Origin of the sequence: Aquidulcibacter sp., assembly GCF_044346625.1 — a bacterium.
Taxonomy (GTDB): Bacteria; Pseudomonadota; Alphaproteobacteria; order Caulobacterales; family Aquidulcibacteraceae; genus Aquidulcibacter.
The window spans coordinates 49,726-66,514 of sequence record NZ_JBIIYV010000004.1; the positions used below are offsets into that span (position 1 = coordinate 49,726).

General features: G+C 56.9%; 17 protein-coding genes, 1 pseudogene and 1 riboswitch. Of the genes and pseudogenes, 8 read left to right on the forward strand and 10 right to left on the reverse strand.

All coding sequences use genetic code 11. The features are described from left to right. Positions 1-3 precede the first annotated feature (3 nt). The 3 genes from ACIQ20_RS02625 to thiS form a co-directional block, all read right to left on the reverse strand. Entirely contained in the window at positions 4-2,121 is a 2,118-nt protein-coding gene (locus tag ACIQ20_RS02625) for a TonB-dependent receptor (RefSeq protein ID WP_395777149.1), read from the reverse strand. Beyond that, a riboswitch (TPP riboswitch) is annotated at positions 2,113-2,241 on the reverse strand. (Overlaps the previous gene by 9 nt.) A 51-nt stretch (positions 2,242-2,292) precedes the next feature. Continuing rightward, complete coding sequence (locus tag ACIQ20_RS02630; RefSeq protein WP_395777151.1) at positions 2,293-3,090, reverse strand: thiazole synthase; 798 nt, start codon at positions 3,088-3,090, stop codon at positions 2,293-2,295. 4 nt (positions 3,091-3,094) lie between these two features. Further along, entirely contained in the window at positions 3,095-3,295 is a 201-nt protein-coding gene (thiS, locus tag ACIQ20_RS02635; RefSeq protein WP_395777153.1) for a sulfur carrier protein ThiS, read from the reverse strand. 137 nt (positions 3,296-3,432) lie between these two features. Between thiS and aroQ the strand changes: the two genes are divergently transcribed. From aroQ to aat, 4 genes and pseudogenes are all read left to right on the forward strand, one after another. Then, a complete protein-coding gene (gene aroQ, locus ACIQ20_RS02640) occupies positions 3,433-3,879 on the forward strand; it encodes a type II 3-dehydroquinate dehydratase (RefSeq protein ID WP_395777155.1) in 447 nt (148 codons plus the stop codon). 51 nt (positions 3,880-3,930) lie between these two features. Further along, the gene (accB, locus tag ACIQ20_RS02645) at positions 3,931-4,416 is read left to right on the forward strand and encodes an acetyl-CoA carboxylase biotin carboxyl carrier protein (protein WP_395777157.1); all 486 of its coding nucleotides are present in this window, start codon (positions 3,931-3,933) and stop codon (positions 4,414-4,416) included. A 15-nt stretch (positions 4,417-4,431) separates the two neighbouring features. Beyond that, positions 4,432-5,799, forward strand: coding sequence for an acetyl-CoA carboxylase biotin carboxylase subunit (gene accC / locus ACIQ20_RS02650; protein WP_395777159.1), 1,368 nt, complete (start codon positions 4,432-4,434; stop codon positions 5,797-5,799). Then, a pseudogene (gene aat, locus ACIQ20_RS02655) lies at positions 5,796-6,386 on the forward strand (leucyl/phenylalanyl-tRNA--protein transferase); the annotation flags it as partial. The gene accC and the pseudogene aat, both read left to right, overlap by 4 nt. Here the strand turns inward: aat and ACIQ20_RS02660 are convergent. Next, complete coding sequence (locus ACIQ20_RS02660; protein ID WP_395777161.1) at positions 6,367-7,410, reverse strand: DUF2155 domain-containing protein; 1,044 nt, start codon at positions 7,408-7,410, stop codon at positions 6,367-6,369. The pseudogene aat and the gene ACIQ20_RS02660 overlap by 20 nt on opposite strands. After that, complete coding sequence (locus tag ACIQ20_RS02665; RefSeq protein ID WP_395777163.1) at positions 7,410-7,799, reverse strand: NADH:ubiquinone oxidoreductase subunit NDUFA12; 390 nt, start codon at positions 7,797-7,799, stop codon at positions 7,410-7,412. Before ACIQ20_RS02665 ends, ACIQ20_RS02660 begins: the two co-directional genes overlap by 1 nt. Before the next feature lie 214 nt (positions 7,800-8,013). Between ACIQ20_RS02665 and ACIQ20_RS02670 the strand changes: the two genes are divergently transcribed. The 4 genes from ACIQ20_RS02670 to ACIQ20_RS02685 all read left to right on the forward strand — a co-directional run bounded on the left by ACIQ20_RS02670 (position 8,014) and on the right by ACIQ20_RS02685 (position 12,517). Then, entirely contained in the window at positions 8,014-10,731 is a 2,718-nt protein-coding gene (locus ACIQ20_RS02670; RefSeq protein ID WP_395777165.1) for a hypothetical protein, read from the forward strand. Positions 10,732-10,807: 76 nt separating this feature from the next. Continuing rightward, entirely contained in the window at positions 10,808-11,296 is a 489-nt protein-coding gene (locus tag ACIQ20_RS02675) for a pentapeptide repeat-containing protein (RefSeq protein ID WP_395777167.1), read from the forward strand. Positions 11,297-11,380: 84 nt separating this feature from the next. After that, entirely contained in the window at positions 11,381-12,181 is an 801-nt protein-coding gene (locus ACIQ20_RS02680; RefSeq protein WP_395777169.1) for a pentapeptide repeat-containing protein, read from the forward strand. A 30-nt stretch (positions 12,182-12,211) separates the two neighbouring features. Further along, on the forward strand, positions 12,212-12,517 hold the full coding sequence (locus tag ACIQ20_RS02685; protein ID WP_395777171.1) for a TM2 domain-containing protein: 306 nt from the start codon (positions 12,212-12,214) through the stop codon (positions 12,515-12,517). Positions 12,518-12,603: 86 nt separating this feature from the next. Here the strand turns inward: ACIQ20_RS02685 and gmk are convergent, their stop codons facing one another. Genes gmk through ACIQ20_RS02710 form a run of 5 tightly spaced genes read right to left on the reverse strand, consistent with a single transcriptional unit; the run spans position 12,604 to position 16,719 of the window. Continuing rightward, entirely contained in the window at positions 12,604-13,251 is a 648-nt protein-coding gene (gmk, locus tag ACIQ20_RS02690; RefSeq protein ID WP_395777173.1) for a guanylate kinase, read from the reverse strand. Next, positions 13,241-14,143, reverse strand: a complete 903-nt coding sequence (locus tag ACIQ20_RS02695) for a YicC/YloC family endoribonuclease (RefSeq protein ID WP_395777175.1) — start codon at positions 14,141-14,143, stop codon at positions 13,241-13,243. Before ACIQ20_RS02695 ends, gmk begins: the two co-directional genes overlap by 11 nt. After that, positions 14,140-15,195 (reverse strand): endolytic transglycosylase MltG, encoded by a 1,056-nt coding sequence (gene mltG, locus ACIQ20_RS02700; RefSeq protein ID WP_395777177.1) that lies wholly within the window; start codon positions 15,193-15,195, stop codon positions 14,140-14,142. Before mltG ends, ACIQ20_RS02695 begins: the two co-directional genes overlap by 4 nt. After that, the gene (gene fabF, locus ACIQ20_RS02705; RefSeq protein WP_395777179.1) at positions 15,195-16,475 is read right to left on the reverse strand and encodes a beta-ketoacyl-ACP synthase II; all 1,281 of its coding nucleotides are present in this window, start codon (positions 16,473-16,475) and stop codon (positions 15,195-15,197) included. The genes mltG and fabF overlap by 1 nt, the downstream gene beginning before the upstream one ends. Positions 16,476-16,482: 7 nt before the next feature. Then, positions 16,483-16,719 carry an acyl carrier protein gene (locus tag ACIQ20_RS02710; protein WP_290806760.1) on the reverse strand — a complete coding sequence of 79 codons (237 nt, stop codon included), beginning with the start codon at positions 16,717-16,719 and terminating at the stop codon, positions 16,483-16,485. Positions 16,720-16,789: the final 70 nt, after the last annotated feature.

A 16,789-nucleotide genomic window follows, 5' to 3' on the forward strand; every position in this document is an offset into this window, starting at 1 on the left:
GACTTAAAACTCCCTACGTAGGCTGAAGATGACTTTGCGCCCGCGGTTGATGGTGAACGTGTCAAACGGGCCACCGGGGCCAAGGCCTGCCAATAGGCCTGTCATCCCTTGGCCAAAGGCGGAAATAGCCCAGCGCTCATTGGTGAGGTTTTGAGCTTGCAGGGTTGCCGTCCAAGCGTCGCGCCTGGCGCTGAGCGTCAGGTCTGTCCACCAACGGCCTGGCGAATAGAGCACATTGTCGATCTCATAAAAAGTCTTACCGGCATAATTGGCGTCGATGCGGCCCGTTAGAGATAACTCATCAAGGCTAACTCTATAGGTTGCCGACACTTTGCCCGTGTCCTTGGGCGCATTGGGGATGGCCTTGCCGCTATAGTCTCGCGTGGCGGGGGAACCCAAAAGCGGATCGGTGGCGATAAAGCGCTCAATCTTGGTATCGGCCAAAGCATAGCTGGCCGACAGGTCGAGGCCGTCCAAGGGCTCTAGGAAGATGCTGGCCTCTAGGCCCCTCACCGTCACTTCGTCCACGTTCAAGGTCACCGACTGATTGTCGATGAACGTATAGTTTTGATAATCCTCAACCTTGTTGGAAAAGATATTGAGCTCTAAGCGCCCCGATGCAACAGGCATTTTTTGCTTCCAGCCCAATTCCAATGAGTTGGTGATCTCGGGTCGATAAGTGGCTTTCCAGATCGAACTGGCAGCTGGGGTCGGGTTGAAACCACCCGGGCGATAGGCGTCTCCATAAGTGAGGAAGAGATTGGTATCCCCGCTTAGCCACTGCGCGGTGACGCGTGGCTGAAAGCGCTCAAACGTGCCGTCACGACGGGAGATCACAGGCCCACCAACTTGGCTTAAAATCGTCTGCGACCGCTCATCGCGGTCCAGCCGACCCTGTGCTTCCAGCTTAATTGCATCCGTCACCCAATAGCCAAGGCCGCCAAAGACAGATGTCTGATGAGACCGGGTTAGATAGCGCGGCGCTGGTCCACCGAATAGCAAGGGGCCAAAATCGTCAGTGCGATCTTTGTCGGTGTCCTGAACAAACAGCCCCCATTGATGGCTGAAGTTTTGATTATCATCCGAAATCCAACGCACTTCGGCCGTGGTGGCGCGCAGATCAATGGGCTGGCGAATAGGCTGAATACCAGTTGGGAAAGCTGGAAAGCCAAAGAAGGTCAACGGCCCTGGGCGATAGTCCAGTTCCTCATCCCAGCGCTTGGCATAGGAATCCCGGGCGACATAGGCAGTCAAAGTGCCCCCTGCGATTGGGCGCGAAGCCTTCGCCACCCCCTGCCCCCAACGCCGCTTGGATTGGCCCGGATAATCGCCGATTGGATTGATCAGAACTTTGCCAGAAAGACGGCCTGCATTCTTGCCGGTGACATTGTTGGAGCTCGCCCAAGCGGCCCCGCCCTCATCTTCCAAATACTGAAACTTGAAATCCAATTCCCAGCCTAAGGCAGGTCCCGTCAGGCGCAGACGCGCGCTGCGGGTTTCAACCGCATCGACCAAGCGATTGAGCGTGGTATTCTTAATCCAGCCATCGGCAGACGACCACAGGCCAGAAGCCCGCAACTTCCAGTCAGCGCCGAGTTCGAAGCTATGGGCGGCCTCAATTTCGTCCAAGCCGCCATTGCCTGCGGTGGCTTCAAGATAAGAGATGCTTTGCCCGGTGCGAATACCAATCACGCCGCCTGAGGCATTCTTCCCGAATAGCGCCCCTTGAGGTCCCTTTAAAACTTCTATGGTGCCGATATCATAGAGGCGTGGCGTGAACAATTCAGTATCGGCCAAAGGCACACCGTCCAGCACCATGGCGACGGAGGCCTGTTGCAAGCGATCCGTTGTCGCACCCCGGATGGACAGGATATTGGTACCTGGGTCTTGATCATTGACCATCCAGACGCCGGGAACTGCGGTGGCCACATCGTCGATACTTGCAATCCCCTCATCTGATATGATGACCGCAGTGGCTGCTGTGTCGAACCTAGATTCTCTCCGTCCACGTACGGTGATTACCTCAGTAATCGGCGGCGAAGCAGCAATACTTGCGTGGTGTTCTAAGTCGACAGGTTGCGCAGCTTGCGCCACAGCGAGAATAACGAGTGATAACGTCATAGTGGCCCCTCCCTTCGCCGGCATGATCCGGAGCAGGTTCTACGGGTCGCCACACGACAATCCTCAAGGATCGTTTATGGCCTCTCAGCCCCTCATCGTGGGGCTCCCCGGTGTGTGGGCGGGGTAGGCCCGCCCTGTAAAAGCGTCAAGCATATGACGCAGAAGGTGCGGCTAGATCAGGCCTGCCAAGGGGCTGGATGGATCAGCATAACGCTTGCGCCCCATGCGGCCAGCCAAATAAGCGTCACGACCGGCTAGGACGGCATGCTTCATGGCGCGCGCCATGCGGATGGGGTCCTTGGCTTCGGCAATGGCGGTATTCATCAAAACCCCATCGCAACCGAGCTCCATAGCAATTGCGGCCTCTGAAGCGGTGCCAACGCCTGCATCGACCAAGACTGGAACGCGGGCGGCTTCGACGATCAAGCGGATGTTCACGGGGTTTTGAATGCCAAGGCCCGAGCCAATCGGTGCCCCCAATGGCATAATGGCGCACGCGCCGGCATCTTCTAAGCGACGCGCAAACACCGGGTCATCGGTGCAATAGACCATAACGTCGAAGCCCTCTTTCACCAAAACTTTGGTGGCCTCGAGTGTTTCAATCATATCTGGATAAAGCGTTTTCTGGTCTGACAGCACTTCCAGCTTCACCAAGCTCCAGCCACCTGCCTCGCGGGCAAGCCGCAGCGTCCGCAGCGCATCTTCGGCGGTGAAACATCCCGCCGTGTTGGGCAGAAAAGTATAGCGCTTGGGGTCGACAAAGTCCGTCAAGCGCGGCTGGGTGGGGTCCGATAAATTGACCCGCCGCACGGCAACGGTGACGATTTCCACGCCAGCCGCCTCTGCCGCCGCAGCATTCTGGGCATAGTCGCGGTATTTACCTGTGCCGATGATTAAGCGCGATGAGAAGGTGCGCCCGGCAACAGTCCAGCTATCATCTTGGTTGAGGTCTTTAGTTGTTTCGGTCAAACCCTCATCCCCCGCCTACAAATTGCACAAATTCTAACTGGTCACCGTCAGCCAATATGGTTTGATCCCATTGCGACTTCATGACGATCACCCGGTTGCGCTCAATCGCCACGCCGCGCGGATCGGCGACAAGGCGGCCGACCAAAGTCGTCAAACTTGTCCCCGGTTCAACCTGATGCTCTTCACCATTGAGATAAATAATCATCGCGCCCTCATTGGTCGCAGATATGGGCGGGCTTGGTTGGTTTGATCAAGGCGGTTGTGCAGGAAAGCGGCCATAAGATGCAACCATTTCAGCATGGCCACCTTTCCCTTTCGGCAAAGCAAGGTTACACCTTGTCCATGGAAAAAGCGATTTTTGTGCTCAATGGGCCAAACCTCAACCTGTTAGGCACGCGCGAACCTGAGATTTACGGGACCGATACGCTGGCGGATGTGGAAGCCGCATGCTCCGCGCTGGCCGAACGCTTGGGGATGAAGCTTGTCTTCCGTCAGTCCAATAGTGAAGGCCAATTGGTGGATTGGCTGCAAGAAGCCCGTGACCATGGCGCAGGCGTCTTACTCAATGCCGGGGCACTGACCCACACATCGCTTGCGATCTATGATGCGATTAAGGCCATGAGCATTCCTGTGATCGAGATCCATTTGTCCAACCCGTTGCGGCGCGAAGCGTTTCGTCATCACTCCTATGTTGGGATGGCAGCAATTGGGACAATCGCGGGCTTTGGCCTGCACTCTTACGTATTGGGCCTAGAAGCCCTATCCAAGAAACTATCGGTCAAAAGCTGACCCTTTTGCCCCAAAAACGAAGGTCCTAAGTCAGACCTATAGGAGAGACGAATGAGCCAGTCAGGATTCGACACAAAATTGGTCAAGGATCTGGCGCGTATCCTGCGCGATACGGACCTGAGCGAGATTGAAGTAGAAAACGAAGGGGTTCGCGTGCGTGTTGCGCGTCAAGCCAATATCGCGCCTCAAATGGTCCAAGCGCATGTGCCAATGGCCCAAGCCCCCACGGCGATGGCCCCTGCGGCGGCAAATTCTGCGTCGGCACCCGCTGCGCCAGCCCCAGCGGCTGATCCTGCCAAACACCCCGGCGCGGTTCCCTCGCCTATGGTCGGCACGGTCTATACCCAGCCAGAACCCGGCGCTTCAGCCTTTATCAAGGTCGGCGATACGGTGAAGGAAGGCCAACAGCTGTTCATCATCGAAGCGATGAAGACCATGAACCCTGTGCCTTCGCCACGCTCTGGGACAGTAACGGCTATTCTTGTCCATGATGCTCAACCCGTTGAATATGGCGAAGCGCTCTGCGTGATCGAATAATCAGGAGACACACAGGTGTTTGATAAAGTTCTGATCGCCAACCGCGGCGAGATTGCCCTGCGGATTCACCGCGCCTGCAAAGAAATGGGCATAACCACCGTGGCGGTCCATTCTACGGCGGACGCCGACGCGATGCATGTGCGCTTGGCTGACGAAAGTGTCTGTTTGGGCCCGCCAGCTGCTGCGAAGTCTTACTTGAATATCCCAGCCTTAATCGCGGCTTGCGAGATTACTGGCGCGCAGGCCATCCATCCGGGCTATGGCTTCTTGTCTGAAAATGCCCGCTTTGCAGAAATCATCGATGCGCATGGCTTAGTCTTTATCGGCCCGCGCGCTGAACATATCCGCATGATGGGGGATAAGATTGCCGCCAAAGCTGCGGTTAAGGCTGCCGGCATCCCTGTAGTGCCGGGCTCTGACGGTGGCATTACGGATGACGAGACCGCCTTGGCGGTTGCCGAAGAAATTGGCTATCCCGTTCTGGTAAAAGCCTCCGCCGGTGGTGGTGGTCGCGGCATGAAGGTCGCCCATTCCAAGGATGAGTTGTCGGTCGCTTTGTCGATGGCCCGCACCGAAGCCAAGAATGCGTTCGGCGATGACACGGTTTACCTCGAAAAATACCTCGGCAAGCCACGCCACATCGAAATCCAAGTGATCGCCGATGAGTTTGGCAATGTGGTCCATTTGGGCGAACGTGATTGCTCACTCCAGCGTCGCCACCAAAAAGTCTGGGAAGAAGCGCCCTCACCTGCCTTGAACGCAGAGGAACGCGCCGAGATCGGCGACATCGTGGTGAAGGCCATCAAGTCGCTGGGCTATCTGGGCGTTGGCACCATTGAATTCCTCTATGAAGAGGGTCGCTTCTATTTCATCGAAATGAACACCCGACTTCAGGTCGAACATCCCGTCACCGAGATGATCACAGGCGTGGATTTGGTGCGTGAGCAAATTCGGATCGCAGCTGGGATGCCGCTCTCCTTCACCCAAGAAGAAGTGGTATTTGAAGGCGTGGCGATTGAATGCCGCGTCAATGCCGAAGACCCCGTCACCTTTGCACCTTCACCTGGCACCATCACGGACTTCCATGCCCCCGGTGGCTTGGGTGTGCGCTTGGATTCAGCCATTTATACCGGCTATAAAATCCCACCTTATTACGACAGCTTGATTGGTAAGTTGATCGTGCATGGGCGCAACCGCAATGAATGCCTGATGCGTTTGCGACGCTCGCTGTCTGAAATGGTGGTTGGTGGCGTGAAGACCACGATCCCGCTGTTCCTGCGTTTGGTGCAAGAGCGCGACATCATCGATGGCGATTACAACATCCACTGGCTCGAAAAGTGGCTGGCCGAACAAGCCGAACAAGCTGAGGAACCGCGTGCATGAGCAAGGGCTTTGGCCCGGACGAGCTTTTGGCATGCTATGCGCGCGGGACTTTCCCGATGGCAGACGGGCGGGATGATCCCCGCCTGTTTCTAGTTGATCCAGACCAGCGGGGCGTTCTGCCGCTTGATCAATTCCACATCCCACGACGCCTCAAGCGTACAGTTCGCACCACCCCGTTCATCGTGACAATCAACCAAGCTTTCCGTGAGGTGGTGGAATTGTGCGCGGCACCGATTGGCGAGCGGACCGAGACATGGATCAATCAGCCGATCTTGGAACTCTACGACGGATTACATCGCCGCGGTCACGCTTTTAGCGTTGAAACCTGGCACGAAGGCAATTTGGTCGGTGGTCTCTATGGGGTTCGCCTTGGCGCGGCATTTTTTGGCGAAAGCATGTTTTCGCGCGCGCGGGATGCCAGCAAGATCGCCCTCGTCCATCTGGTCGCGCACCTCATCGCAGGCGGATTTCGCCTGTTAGACACCCAGTTTCTCACCGATCATTTGACGCAGTTTGGCACCATTGAGGTCAATCGTAAGACCTATCACGCGCTTTTGGCTGAAGCGATTACGTGCCCTTCAACTTTTCCTGTGCTGGATTTGTTGGCGCTGGACCCGTCCGAGGCTCTGACTCACCTGGATCCGCCTCCGGCGCAACTGGCACCGATGCCGCTGCATCTGGATTCGCCGCGCCAGCTTTGGCCGCAGAGCGTGGGCGCGCTTTGTTTGGAGACGATGGAGCAGCACTTGGCAATGCAATTGCCCCCTCACAACTGACCAACCACATATCGTAAGTTGGATGGTCAATGGGCGTAACCGCCGGGCTGGAAGCAATGATCCAGCCTTTGCGTATAACGCGTTCCTTATTGGCCTCACGCATGTCGCGACGGTTGCGCTGGGGCAAAACGGCCAATTGATTGGTATTCTGCCGGCCCATATCCAAGACTTCGACAAAGGCCCAAGATTCAAACGGGTCCTCAGGATTGGACGCATAACAAGCCGAAAGCTTCAGCCGCAAAGATCCATAGGTAACTTGGCTGCCTACGGGGACGCGCACACGGACATTGGTTCCCTTTTCGCGATCCAAGGCCCCAATCATAACCCCGGTGCCGCGCGTTTCACGCACAGGCTTCGGCCCAGTTTCGAGAGCTTCTGGCGGAAACAAAAGTTCAAGCGGGACAAGGGGAATATTTGGTCCAACCAAACGAGGCAGGACTAAGCCGCTGGCTGCCAAGGCTTGTTGCTCGGCCTCTGCTTGGCTTAGGGCTTCCCGGCGGATGCGCGCGCGCATCTCCTCCTCAGGGGTCATCCACGTGCCGGTGCCGTTCTGACGGAAAGCAGGCGCAACATCGCCTTCTTCAGGCTCTTCGATGGGCCCGAGCTCTGGATCAATACCGCCACTCGTTGCCGCAGGTGGCGTCGCCTTCGTAGCCTTAGCTGGATCACTGGCTGCGCCGCTGGTTGAACCAGGACGCAGGCCAGTCGCATTGGCTTCTGGATTTGCCGTCTGTGCGATCACAGCACCGCTACCAAGCGCAATGAAGGCGGAACCCAACGCCAGCCAGCTTAGTTTCTTTACGTCGAACATGGCTGTGCCGTCGGCCCGTTTCATTACTCGGGCGACCAAGACTCATAGTCGCTGGAAGATTTCGCGCGCTCTCCTGCCCCGGCCAAGCTGCCCTTTGGCCGATAGGCAAAGACAGTCCCAGTCAAATTAGGTAGATGCGGCTTTTCCCATGACTTCAGCACGAAAGGCTCAATCGTTGGGGGTTGCTCAAACGTATGGTGCAGCCAGCCGTGCCAATCTACTGGCACGCGTGAAGGCTCGGCATAGCCATTGTAAAGCACATACCGACGCTTACGCCCTTCGAGGGTGGCCTTACGCTCTTCAAAATAGCGATTGCCTTGGTCATCTTCGCCCACCAAGGTTGCACGCTTTGCGATATCAAATAGCGCACCAATTGTTGCACCATTCCACCACGTAAAGATTTTTGTGAGCACGAGATTATTCCTCTTCAACACCCATTATGCCCCGCACCGCTGCTAGCTTCAAGTCGGTGCGGCATGCCTGAACAGGACGAAACACCGATTACTTGCGGCCATACGCATTCTTCAGCAGAAAGCAGGACTACTGATGCAGTTTTTCCCCAATCAGGACTAGGCGATTGCCGACTTCAGGCAGATGATCAGCGCAGTGATTCGCGATGGGGCTGCTGTGAGCTTTAATTCCGCCTTTTTTGGTCATGAACGCTTCGTCGCGCAGCCTGATATGTTGCGCGAGATCGGCGCTGACTCTGGCCCATTCTATGCCCCGGCGAGTTGGAGTTTGGACAATGTGCTGGCCTTCGGCGAAGCCGCAGACCTACCTGACGAGTCCTCCATTTCCGATGCCATCCTTGATTTAGCCGGTCGTATTGGCAGCTCGGCTTGGACGGCAGGCATTTTGGCTGACGCGCAAGCGCGTGACCATTTTGAAGCCGTATTGGCCAATAGCCTGTTAAACCGCCAAGTTATGCTTGATGCAGGCTATCTGCGCGCTTTGGGCCAAACAAGAACGGCGACGCGCGGCTTTGTCTTGAACCTGAAAGATCGGTCGACCGAGATTGAAACCGGGCTGCCAGCGGTTTGGCTGGATGAAGACTTCCAAAGCCGGATCGTGCCTTGGGCACAGGCAGAGGCGGTCGTGCATCAGCGCCGCCAAAGTCAGTTTGACTCATCTGCCTTGTCGATGGGGCGTATTCAACTGCGCGACGCCTTGGCGCGCGTCAGCGAAGCCGTTGGTCGCGCCGAAGGCGTCGGCCATGACGACCCACGGGACAATCCCGTACTAGCCCAAGCTGTAGCGGCAGCATTTCGCATTGGGGCCCCCGCTGGGGCGATTTTAGAAGCGATTGAGGATGCCAAACAAGGCATTTTTGACGCCACAGCCCATGGCGGCCTGCTCGACGCGCCTTTGCTGGAACCGACCACCCTTCTCATCCCTGCCGCACAAGCCCTAGACGGTGACTTGCTTTTGCGGGCCGCGCGTACCGGTTGTGGCTTTGCATTTGACGATGCGGCTTTTGCGGCTCTTGGCCCGGCTGCCGTGATCTCATTGTCTGCCTTTTATGAAGATATAGACTTCAATCAGCTTGAACGCGTTGCTGCAACTTGGCGGATAGCCCTTGATTGCCTCGGCGCTGCCACAGCGTTTCCGACCAAATCGGCGGCTCAAAACTGGGCCAATCAGCGCGCGGCGGTTATTCGGTATTGTGACGGTGCGGGCCTCTTGATGGCGCTTGGGAAGTCCTATGCCGCGCCTGACGATCAAGACGTGGTGCGCCGTGCGCTTGGCGCGATCGCGACTGGCGCTGCCGAGGCCAGCAGCATCTTGGCCAAGATTTCTGCTGACACCGACAACCCGCCAAGCTTTGAGACGGCCTTAAAGCCGCAAGAGCATGGATTGGTTCTGGTGGCACTTGGGGCTGATGCGCCAGGTCTCGCGCCTATCTCCAGCCCGGCGATTGAGACGGCCCTATCGGGAGAAGAAACCGGCTTTTCAGTGCGCCCGTGTGTGGTCCGTGGCCTAAAGGCGCTGGGGCTCGATGACCAAGATGCTACCCGCCAATTACTGGGCACCCGCACTTTGATTGGCGCGCCCGGTGTTTCCTATGACGCGCTGGCCAGCCGTGGCGTTGATGAAGACGGCCTAGCCGCAATTGCAGAGGCCTTGATCAGCGCCCGCTCGCTGCGCCAAACCATCACCCCTTGGCTTTTAGGGCCAGAAGAAACCGCACACTGGTGCGGATGCAGCTTAGATAAGGTCTTACAGCCGGGCTTTGATGTGCTGAAAGAGCTAGGCTTTACCTCGCAAGATATTGCTGCAGCCCAAAAATGGGCCTTGGGCCAACCCGACCAGTGGGGCGTGCTGCCCAATTCGGATGTGTTTGGCCCGGCGACGCGCGAAAACGTCGTCCGATTTGCTGCGGCACAAGATGAAGCTATCCGTCAATATGTGACGTTGAGCCTGCCCGTCTCGCGCACCGAGAATGTGCGGGTGATGGCAACAGAGCTTGCTAAAATTCTCGGCCAAGCAGGCTTTGCAGGCTTTAAGCTCAAATTGTCAGAGCCTGGCTTTGGCGCGCCCAATTTTGATCTGAGCCGTTATGAAAATGTGGCCGAAGAAGTCAAAGTCGAACGTGTCGAAGTGGTGGTTGAGCGTGTCGTTGAGCGCTTGATCCCTCAACCCGCTGCGCGACGCCGTCTGCCAGATCGGCGCAAAGGCTATATCCAAAAAGCTTCGGTTGGAGGCCATAAGGTCTATCTACATACCGGCGAATTTGATGATGGCGAGATCGGGGAAATCTTCATCGACATGCATAAGGAAGGCGCGGCCTTCCGGTCCTTGATGAACAATTTCGCCATCGCGACGTCCATTGGCCTGCAATATGGTGTGCCGCTGGAGGAGTTTGTCGACGCCTTTGTCGGCACGCGCTTTGAGCCTGCGGGCGATGTTGAGGGCAATGATTCCATTCTGCGCGCGACGTCCATCCTCGACTATTTGTTCCGCGAACTGGCCGTTTCTTATTTAGGCCGCGATGATTTGGCGGAATTGTCTGAAGACCGATTTGATGAAGCGGTGACGGATGCTGGCGCACCTGAAGCTGCTGACCCCGTGCGTTTTATCTCCAAAGGTTTTTCGCGCGGCAGCTTCCCAGACAATTTGGTGCGCCTGCCCAGCGCAGCAGAACGGGCTAGCCGTGGCTCTAATTCACCTCAAGAGCGCACCATCCAAGCGACCCTGATTCAGCCCCAGACTGCTGCCCCCAGCGCCCGCTATGAAGGCGACCCCTGCCCCGACTGCGGCCACTTCACAGTGAAGGCGGACGCGTTTGGCTATGCCTGTGATGCTTGCGGGTGGGCCGGGCCACGCCAAGCTGAAGGCAACGCCTAAAACCGGTTTCAAATCACGGCACCATTCCTGCAAGGAGCCGTCTGAACTTGTGTTTAGACCGCTGGAGCGTCCGAAAATGAAACGTCTCGCCATTGCCATCCTCGTCGCAGCAGCTTGCGGCACCTCTGCTTTTGCCCAAAATGCGGGCCAAATTGCGTCGGTCAAAGCCGGTAAGTCGTGCGCAAAATGCAATCTGTTTCAAGCCGATTTGAGCTATTCGGACGTATCAGGCAAGACTTTTGCCGGTGCGCGCTTGCGTCAGTCCGACATGTCCTTGGCAACAGCTGATGGCACCAATTTCGCCCGTACCGATCTTTCGATTGCCAACCTTTACGGTGTGCGGGCAACCGGTGCCAACTTTGGTGGTGCCATTCTTGAGCGCGCCATTTTGGTCGGTGGCTATTTCTCTAGCTCCAATTTTGCAGGTGCTAATCTGGTCGATGCCAATTTGTCAGGTGCAGAACTTGCTGGCGCACGTGGCCTAACCCAAGCCCAATTGAGCAAGGCTTGCGGCGATGCAGAAACCACTTTGCCACGCGGCTTGACGGTACCTGCCTGCAAGTAAGCGCCTGCCCACAGCTGCCTCTTGGCAGATTGTTACAACCATTTAAGTGGAAGTTAAGCGCTGAAGCGGTATAAGGCATGCATCATGTCAAAAGCTTTGCCCTTTCTGATTGCTTTCGCCCTCGCCCCTATTGCTCAGCCCGTTATGGCTTTTACATGGGATCAACGCGGTAAGCCGTCCACAGTGACCTTTACGGGTCGCTTTTCCGGATTGTGCGCGGGCTGTGACATGTCCAATCGGCGGATGGACAATGCTCATATGTCATCAGGCAACTTCGCAGGGTCAAACTTCTCAGGCTCCGTTCTACGCAGCGCCGAAATGACCGCTGGCAATTTTGCCGGTACGCGCTTTGACCGTGGCGACCTCAGCAGTGCTGAAATGAACGGCTCAAATTTTCGCGGGGCCAGCTTTGTTGGCACAGGTCTGCGTTCCATCGAAGCTGCTGGCGCTAATTTCAGCGGCTCTGACTTCGCCGGATCAGACCTTTCCAATGCCGAGTTAATTGGTGCCAACCTAACCGGCGCAAAATTTGGTGGTACGCGCGGCACCAATCCCGACTTCAGTGGTGCCAATATGACCGGTGTCATGGTCATGGGCGCAGTCTTCGTCAATGCGGACTTTACCGGGGCCATCATGACACGCGCCAATATTGAAGGCGCTGATTTTTCCCGTGCAGATCTAACGGGCGTTGTTCTGCGTGATGCGCGTATCAGCCGCACGCGCTTGCAAGGCGCTGATTTCACAGGTGCCAACCTCTCAGGCGCTGATTTATCGACGGCCACAGGCCTTACCACCCGCCAGCTTGAAGATGCCTGCGGCGATGAAGCCACGGCCCTGCCCGCCGGCGTAACCATTCGCGCTTGTAAGACGCGCCGCCCGCGCTAGGGGTTTGTTGTAATTCAGGGGCACGGGATCTTGGAAATAAGCCGAGAAGATTTGATCGCCATTGAACTTCGTACCGACAGAGAGGCGAAAGATCCCTTTCCCGCTTATGCACTTTGGTTCTTCCTAGGCTGGCTCGGTGCGCATCGCTTTTTTATCGGCGAGACGAAAACGGGCCTCGCCATGTTGATTTTGACCCTCAGCATGGTCGGCTTTCCTATCACCTTCGTCTGGTGGCTTACCGATGCCATACGGCTCGGTGGTCTCCTACAAGAAAAGCGCGACTTGGTGCGCGACCGAATTGCGCGCGAGACGTTGGAGTTGAAAGAGTTATATTAGGGTTTGGTGGACCAGAATGGGCACCAAAGCGCTTCTAAACACAAAGGCCTCTCCCAGAGGGCGAGGGGCTTGAATCGCTGCCCCCCTCACGTATCCTCGCGCAACAACCCCTGTACAAAGCCACCCATCCAAGGCTGGCGCGCGCGACGCATGCGTTCGGCTTCGAGGATCGTTTTTAGGCGCGCAAAGCTCTGGTCGAGGTCTTCATTGACCAGCACATAATCAAAGTTTTCCCAGCGGCTAATCTCGCCATAGGCATTGGTCATGCGTTTCTTGATGACTTCGGGTGTATCCTGCCCGCGCGAGATCAGGCGGCGCTTAAGCTCAGCCATGCTGGGCGGCAGGATGAAGACTTTCACCACTTCTTCTGGGGCCGAGGTGCGCAGTTGCAGCGCGCCTTGCCAATCGACGTCAAACATCAAGTCGCGACCCGATTGAAGGGTAGCGAACGCGCTTTCACGCGGGCTGCCGTAATAGTGGTCATGGACTTCGGCCCATTCGAGAAAGCCATCTTGGGCGCGATGGGCGCGGAATTGGTCCTTGTCGACAAAGTGGTAATGTACCCCATCGCTCTCACCCGGGCGGGGTGCGCGTGTAGTCCAGGAAACCGACAAAGCAATGTCTGGGTCCTCGTCCACTAGTCGTCGGGATAAAGTGGTTTTGCCTGCCCCTGACGGGCTGACCAAGGCCAACATCAGACCGCGACGTTTGTAGAGATGGGGCTCACTCGACATTGGCTGCCTGTTCTTTCAATTGATCCACGCTGGCCTTGAGGTCGAGGCCTGCGCGGGTGAGTTCCAAGGCCGCAGCTTTGGCCGTCAATGTATTGGATTCGCGGTGAAATTCCTGAGCCAAGAAATCCAGCTTGCGGCCGATATCCCCACCTTGCTGAAGCAGCGCGCGCGCCTCACCGCTATGGGCCCGCAAGCGGTCCAGTTCCTCGCGCACATCCGCCTTTAGGGCGAGCGCGGCGGCCTCTTGCAACAGGCGTTGTTGATCATAGGGCACATCGCCCAAAAGCTCTGCCGTGCGCTTTTGCACGCGGTCACGAATGGCCAAGACTTGCGCTTCTGCAGCGGCTTCGGCTTGATGCGTCGTGGCCTCGATCCGCGACAGCAAGGTTTCAAACAGCGTGAACAGCCCCTCACCCTCACGGTGCCGAGCGGCCAGAAGGGCGTCGAGCGAGGTATCTAGGCCAATAATCAAAGCAGCTTCGCGTGCGGCCTTCACCTCGTCAGGCTCAACAAAATCTGCACTTTCCAGCACGCCGCGCAGTTGCAGCAGGCCATCGAGGCTTGGTCGGCCTACCTTGCCCTGCTCGATCAACGCTTGCCCCTCTGCGAGATAAAACGCAATCATGTCCTGATTGACCCGTACCATCGGGCCAATGCTGGTGCTGTCACGCTTGGTCGCAAGCGAAATCTGGATCGACCCGCGCTTAAAGCGCTTGGCGCAGCCTTCGCGGATCTTGGTCTCAAAGGCTTCATAGCCGGGCGGCAGTTTGAACTTCACGTCGAGATTGCGGCCATTGACGCTGCGCGCTTCCCACGCCCAAGCGACATCGCCAGCTTGACCTTCGGCGCGGCCAAAGCCCGTCATGCCCAAGAGCGGTGTCACAGGCTTCATTGGCCACCACCCATCAGGCTTTGGCCCTTTTTCTCTTGTTCCGCTCGCCATGCACGCCAGCGCAGGACGTTGCGATTATGCTCGGCATAGGTCTCGGCAAAGACGTGCCCGCCCGTGCCGTCCGCCACAAAGAAGATTTCGCGGGTCCGGGGCGGGTTCAGAACAGCCGCCAAAGCATCCTTGCCCGGATTGGCAATCGGCGTAGGGGGCAAGCCTTGGATCACATAAGTGTTCCAAGGATGGGGGTTTTCGAGGTCGCTACGGAAGATTTTCCGGCGCAAGGGCGCACCCTTAGTGATGCCGTAAATGATTGTTGGGTCAGACTGCAGCTTCATGCCAAGGCGTAGGCGGTTGACAAAGACCGCCGCCACACGGGGCCGCTCTTCAGCAATACCGGTTTCTTTTTCCACAATGGAGGCCAAAATGATCGCCTCTTGCTTCGTGGCAATCGGCAGGTCTGGCGCGCGCTTTAGCCATAAGTCGTTAATGAGGGCTTGATGGCTGTCCTGCATCCGCTTCACCACACTTGCGCGCGTATCGCCACGTTGGATCGGATAGGTGTCAGGGTTGAGCGTCCCTTCAGGCGGCGCTGGCGGCAACTCGCCTGCCAAAAACCGGCTTGCTTCCAGACGTTTATAGATTTGGCTGACGCTCCAGCCCTCCGGCAATACAATCGCGCGCCTGACCCCCTCACCGCTGGCGAGGATTTTGGCAATGCTGATGGGGGTGGCACCAGAGGGGATTTCATATTCCGCAATCTTCAAGTCGGCCGCAGAGCCATTGATCGCGACCGCCAAGCGGAACCCCAGTGCGGATCGCACCAAGCCTTCCTTTTGAAGACGACGGCCAACAATACTGGCTGAATCCCCATCTTCTACGATGAAAAAGCTCGACTCACCCTCTTTGGCCTTCGGGCCCGGTCCCAAAAGGAACCAGCCCGTGCCGAGAACGAATAAAATCGACGCGAGGCCAAGCCCGATCCAAATCCGCTGCCACATGGCCTTTGCCTGAGCCGCCTTTTTGCCACGCACTTTGGCGACGGGATCGGTCATTAGACCGCTTTCAGGATAAGCGCCGCGTTGGTGCCGCCAAAGCCAAAGGAATTGGACAACACAGCCTTAGCAACCACTTTCTTGGCCTCCAGCGGAACCAAATCAATCTGGGTCTCCACAGATGGATTGCGCAGATTGAGTGTCGGTGGGGCGATTTGATCCCGTAACACTAGAAGCGAGAAGATTGCTTCAACCGAGCCTGCGGCTCCCAATAGATGGCCGATTGCGGACTTAGTTGAAGACATGGTCAAGCCTTGGGTGTCCGCGCCAAACAAACGCTCTACCGCCCGCAACTCAATCTCGTCACCCAAGGGGGTCGAGGTGCCGTGCGCGTTGACATAGCCGATGTCTGAAGTCGCAAGACCTGCGTCTTTCAACGCAGAGCGCATGGCCCGGAAGCCGCCATTGCCATCTTCAGAAGGCGCTGTGATGTGATAGGCATCACCCGACATGCCATAGCCTGCCACTTCGCCATAAATCTTGGCACCGCGTGCTTTGGCATGCTCATATTCTTCCAAGACGACAACGCCTGCGCCTTCGCCTAACACAAAGCCGTCGCGGTCCTTGTCATAGGGGCGAGAAGCCGAAGTTGGGTCCTCGTTAAAGCCACTCGACAGCGCGCGCGCTGCGGCAAAGCCGGCAATGCCGATCTTACAAACCGCAGCCTCACAGCCACCTGCAACCATCACATCGGCGTCGCCATATTTGATGATGCGGGCGGCGTCACCAATGGCATGTGCCCCGGTCGCACAAGCGGTCACCACAGAATGGTTAGGGCCTTTAAAACCGTGCTTGATCGACACGTGGCCAGAAGTCAGATTGATCAGCGCCGAGGGCACGAAGAAGGGGCTGATCTTTCGGTGCCCTTCCTTCTCAAGAAGCAGCGCATTGTTTGCAATGGTGGAAAGACCACCAATGCCAGAGCCAATCATGACGCCAGTGCGCTCTTGCTGTTCTTCGGTTTCCGCAACCCAGCCAGAATCGGCAATCGCCTCATTAGCAGCTGCGACCCCGTACAAAATAAACTCATCGACGCGCCGACGGTCCCGCGAGGACATCGCGGTTTCAGGATCGAACGACCCTGCCACATCCGCTCCGCCACCACCGCGCCCAGTCGTCCAAGGGACTTCACAGGCATAGTGGACTGGCAGGTCAGATGCATCAAACGCAGAAATGGTGCCTGCCCCGTTTGCACCGGACAACAGGCTTTTCCAAACGAAATCGGCCCCGACCCCGATTGGGGTGACGAGGCCGATTCCCGTCACGACAACGCGACGCATGTTCTGATCAGCCAGCGTTGGCCGAAATGAACTTCACCGCGTCGCCGACGGTTTGGATCTTTTCAGCAGCATCATCTGGAATCTCAACGCCAAACTCTTCTTCAAAAGCCATGACAAGTTCCACTGTATCGAGGCTGTCTGCGCCCAGATCATCAATGAAGCTCGCATTTTCAACGACTTTTTCCGCATCAGCGTCCAAGTGTTCAATTACGATCTTTTTTACGCGGTCGAAAACGTCAGACATTGTTGGTCCTCGAATCCTGCCGAAGTCTCTTCGGCGTTGTTATAGTTACCGTTTTGCCAACATAGCGCCA

What these genes read in the sequence shown, in the direction of transcription:
- ACIQ20_RS02625 (WP_395777149.1), bottom strand. Translation starts at nt 2,121, where the DNA reads ATGACGTTATCACTCGTTATTCTCGCTGTGGCGCAAGCTGCGCAACCT.
- thiS (WP_395777153.1), bottom strand. Translation starts at nt 3,295, where the DNA reads ATGATTATTTATCTCAATGGTGAAGAGCATCAGGTTGAACCGGGGACA.
- aroQ (WP_395777155.1), top strand. Translation starts at nt 3,433, where the DNA reads ATGGAAAAAGCGATTTTTGTGCTCAATGGGCCAAACCTCAACCTGTTA.
- accB (WP_395777157.1), top strand. Translation starts at nt 3,931, where the DNA reads ATGAGCCAGTCAGGATTCGACACAAAATTGGTCAAGGATCTGGCGCGT.
- ACIQ20_RS02660 (WP_395777161.1), bottom strand. Translation starts at nt 7,410, where the DNA reads ATGAAACGGGCCGACGGCACAGCCATGTTCGACGTAAAGAAACTAAGC.
- ACIQ20_RS02675 (WP_395777167.1), top strand. Translation starts at nt 10,808, where the DNA reads ATGAAACGTCTCGCCATTGCCATCCTCGTCGCAGCAGCTTGCGGCACC.
- ACIQ20_RS02680 (WP_395777169.1), top strand. Translation starts at nt 11,381, where the DNA reads ATGTCAAAAGCTTTGCCCTTTCTGATTGCTTTCGCCCTCGCCCCTATT.
- gmk (WP_395777173.1), bottom strand. Translation starts at nt 13,251, where the DNA reads ATGTCGAGTGAGCCCCATCTCTACAAACGTCGCGGTCTGATGTTGGCC.
- ACIQ20_RS02695 (WP_395777175.1), bottom strand. Translation starts at nt 14,143, where the DNA reads ATGAAGCCTGTGACACCGCTCTTGGGCATGACGGGCTTTGGCCGCGCC.
- mltG (WP_395777177.1), bottom strand. Translation starts at nt 15,195, where the DNA reads ATGACCGATCCCGTCGCCAAAGTGCGTGGCAAAAAGGCGGCTCAGGCA.
- fabF (WP_395777179.1), bottom strand. Translation starts at nt 16,475, where the DNA reads ATGCGTCGCGTTGTCGTGACGGGAATCGGCCTCGTCACCCCAATCGGG.
- ACIQ20_RS02710 (WP_290806760.1), bottom strand. Translation starts at nt 16,719, where the DNA reads ATGTCTGACGTTTTCGACCGCGTAAAAAAGATCGTAATTGAACACTTG.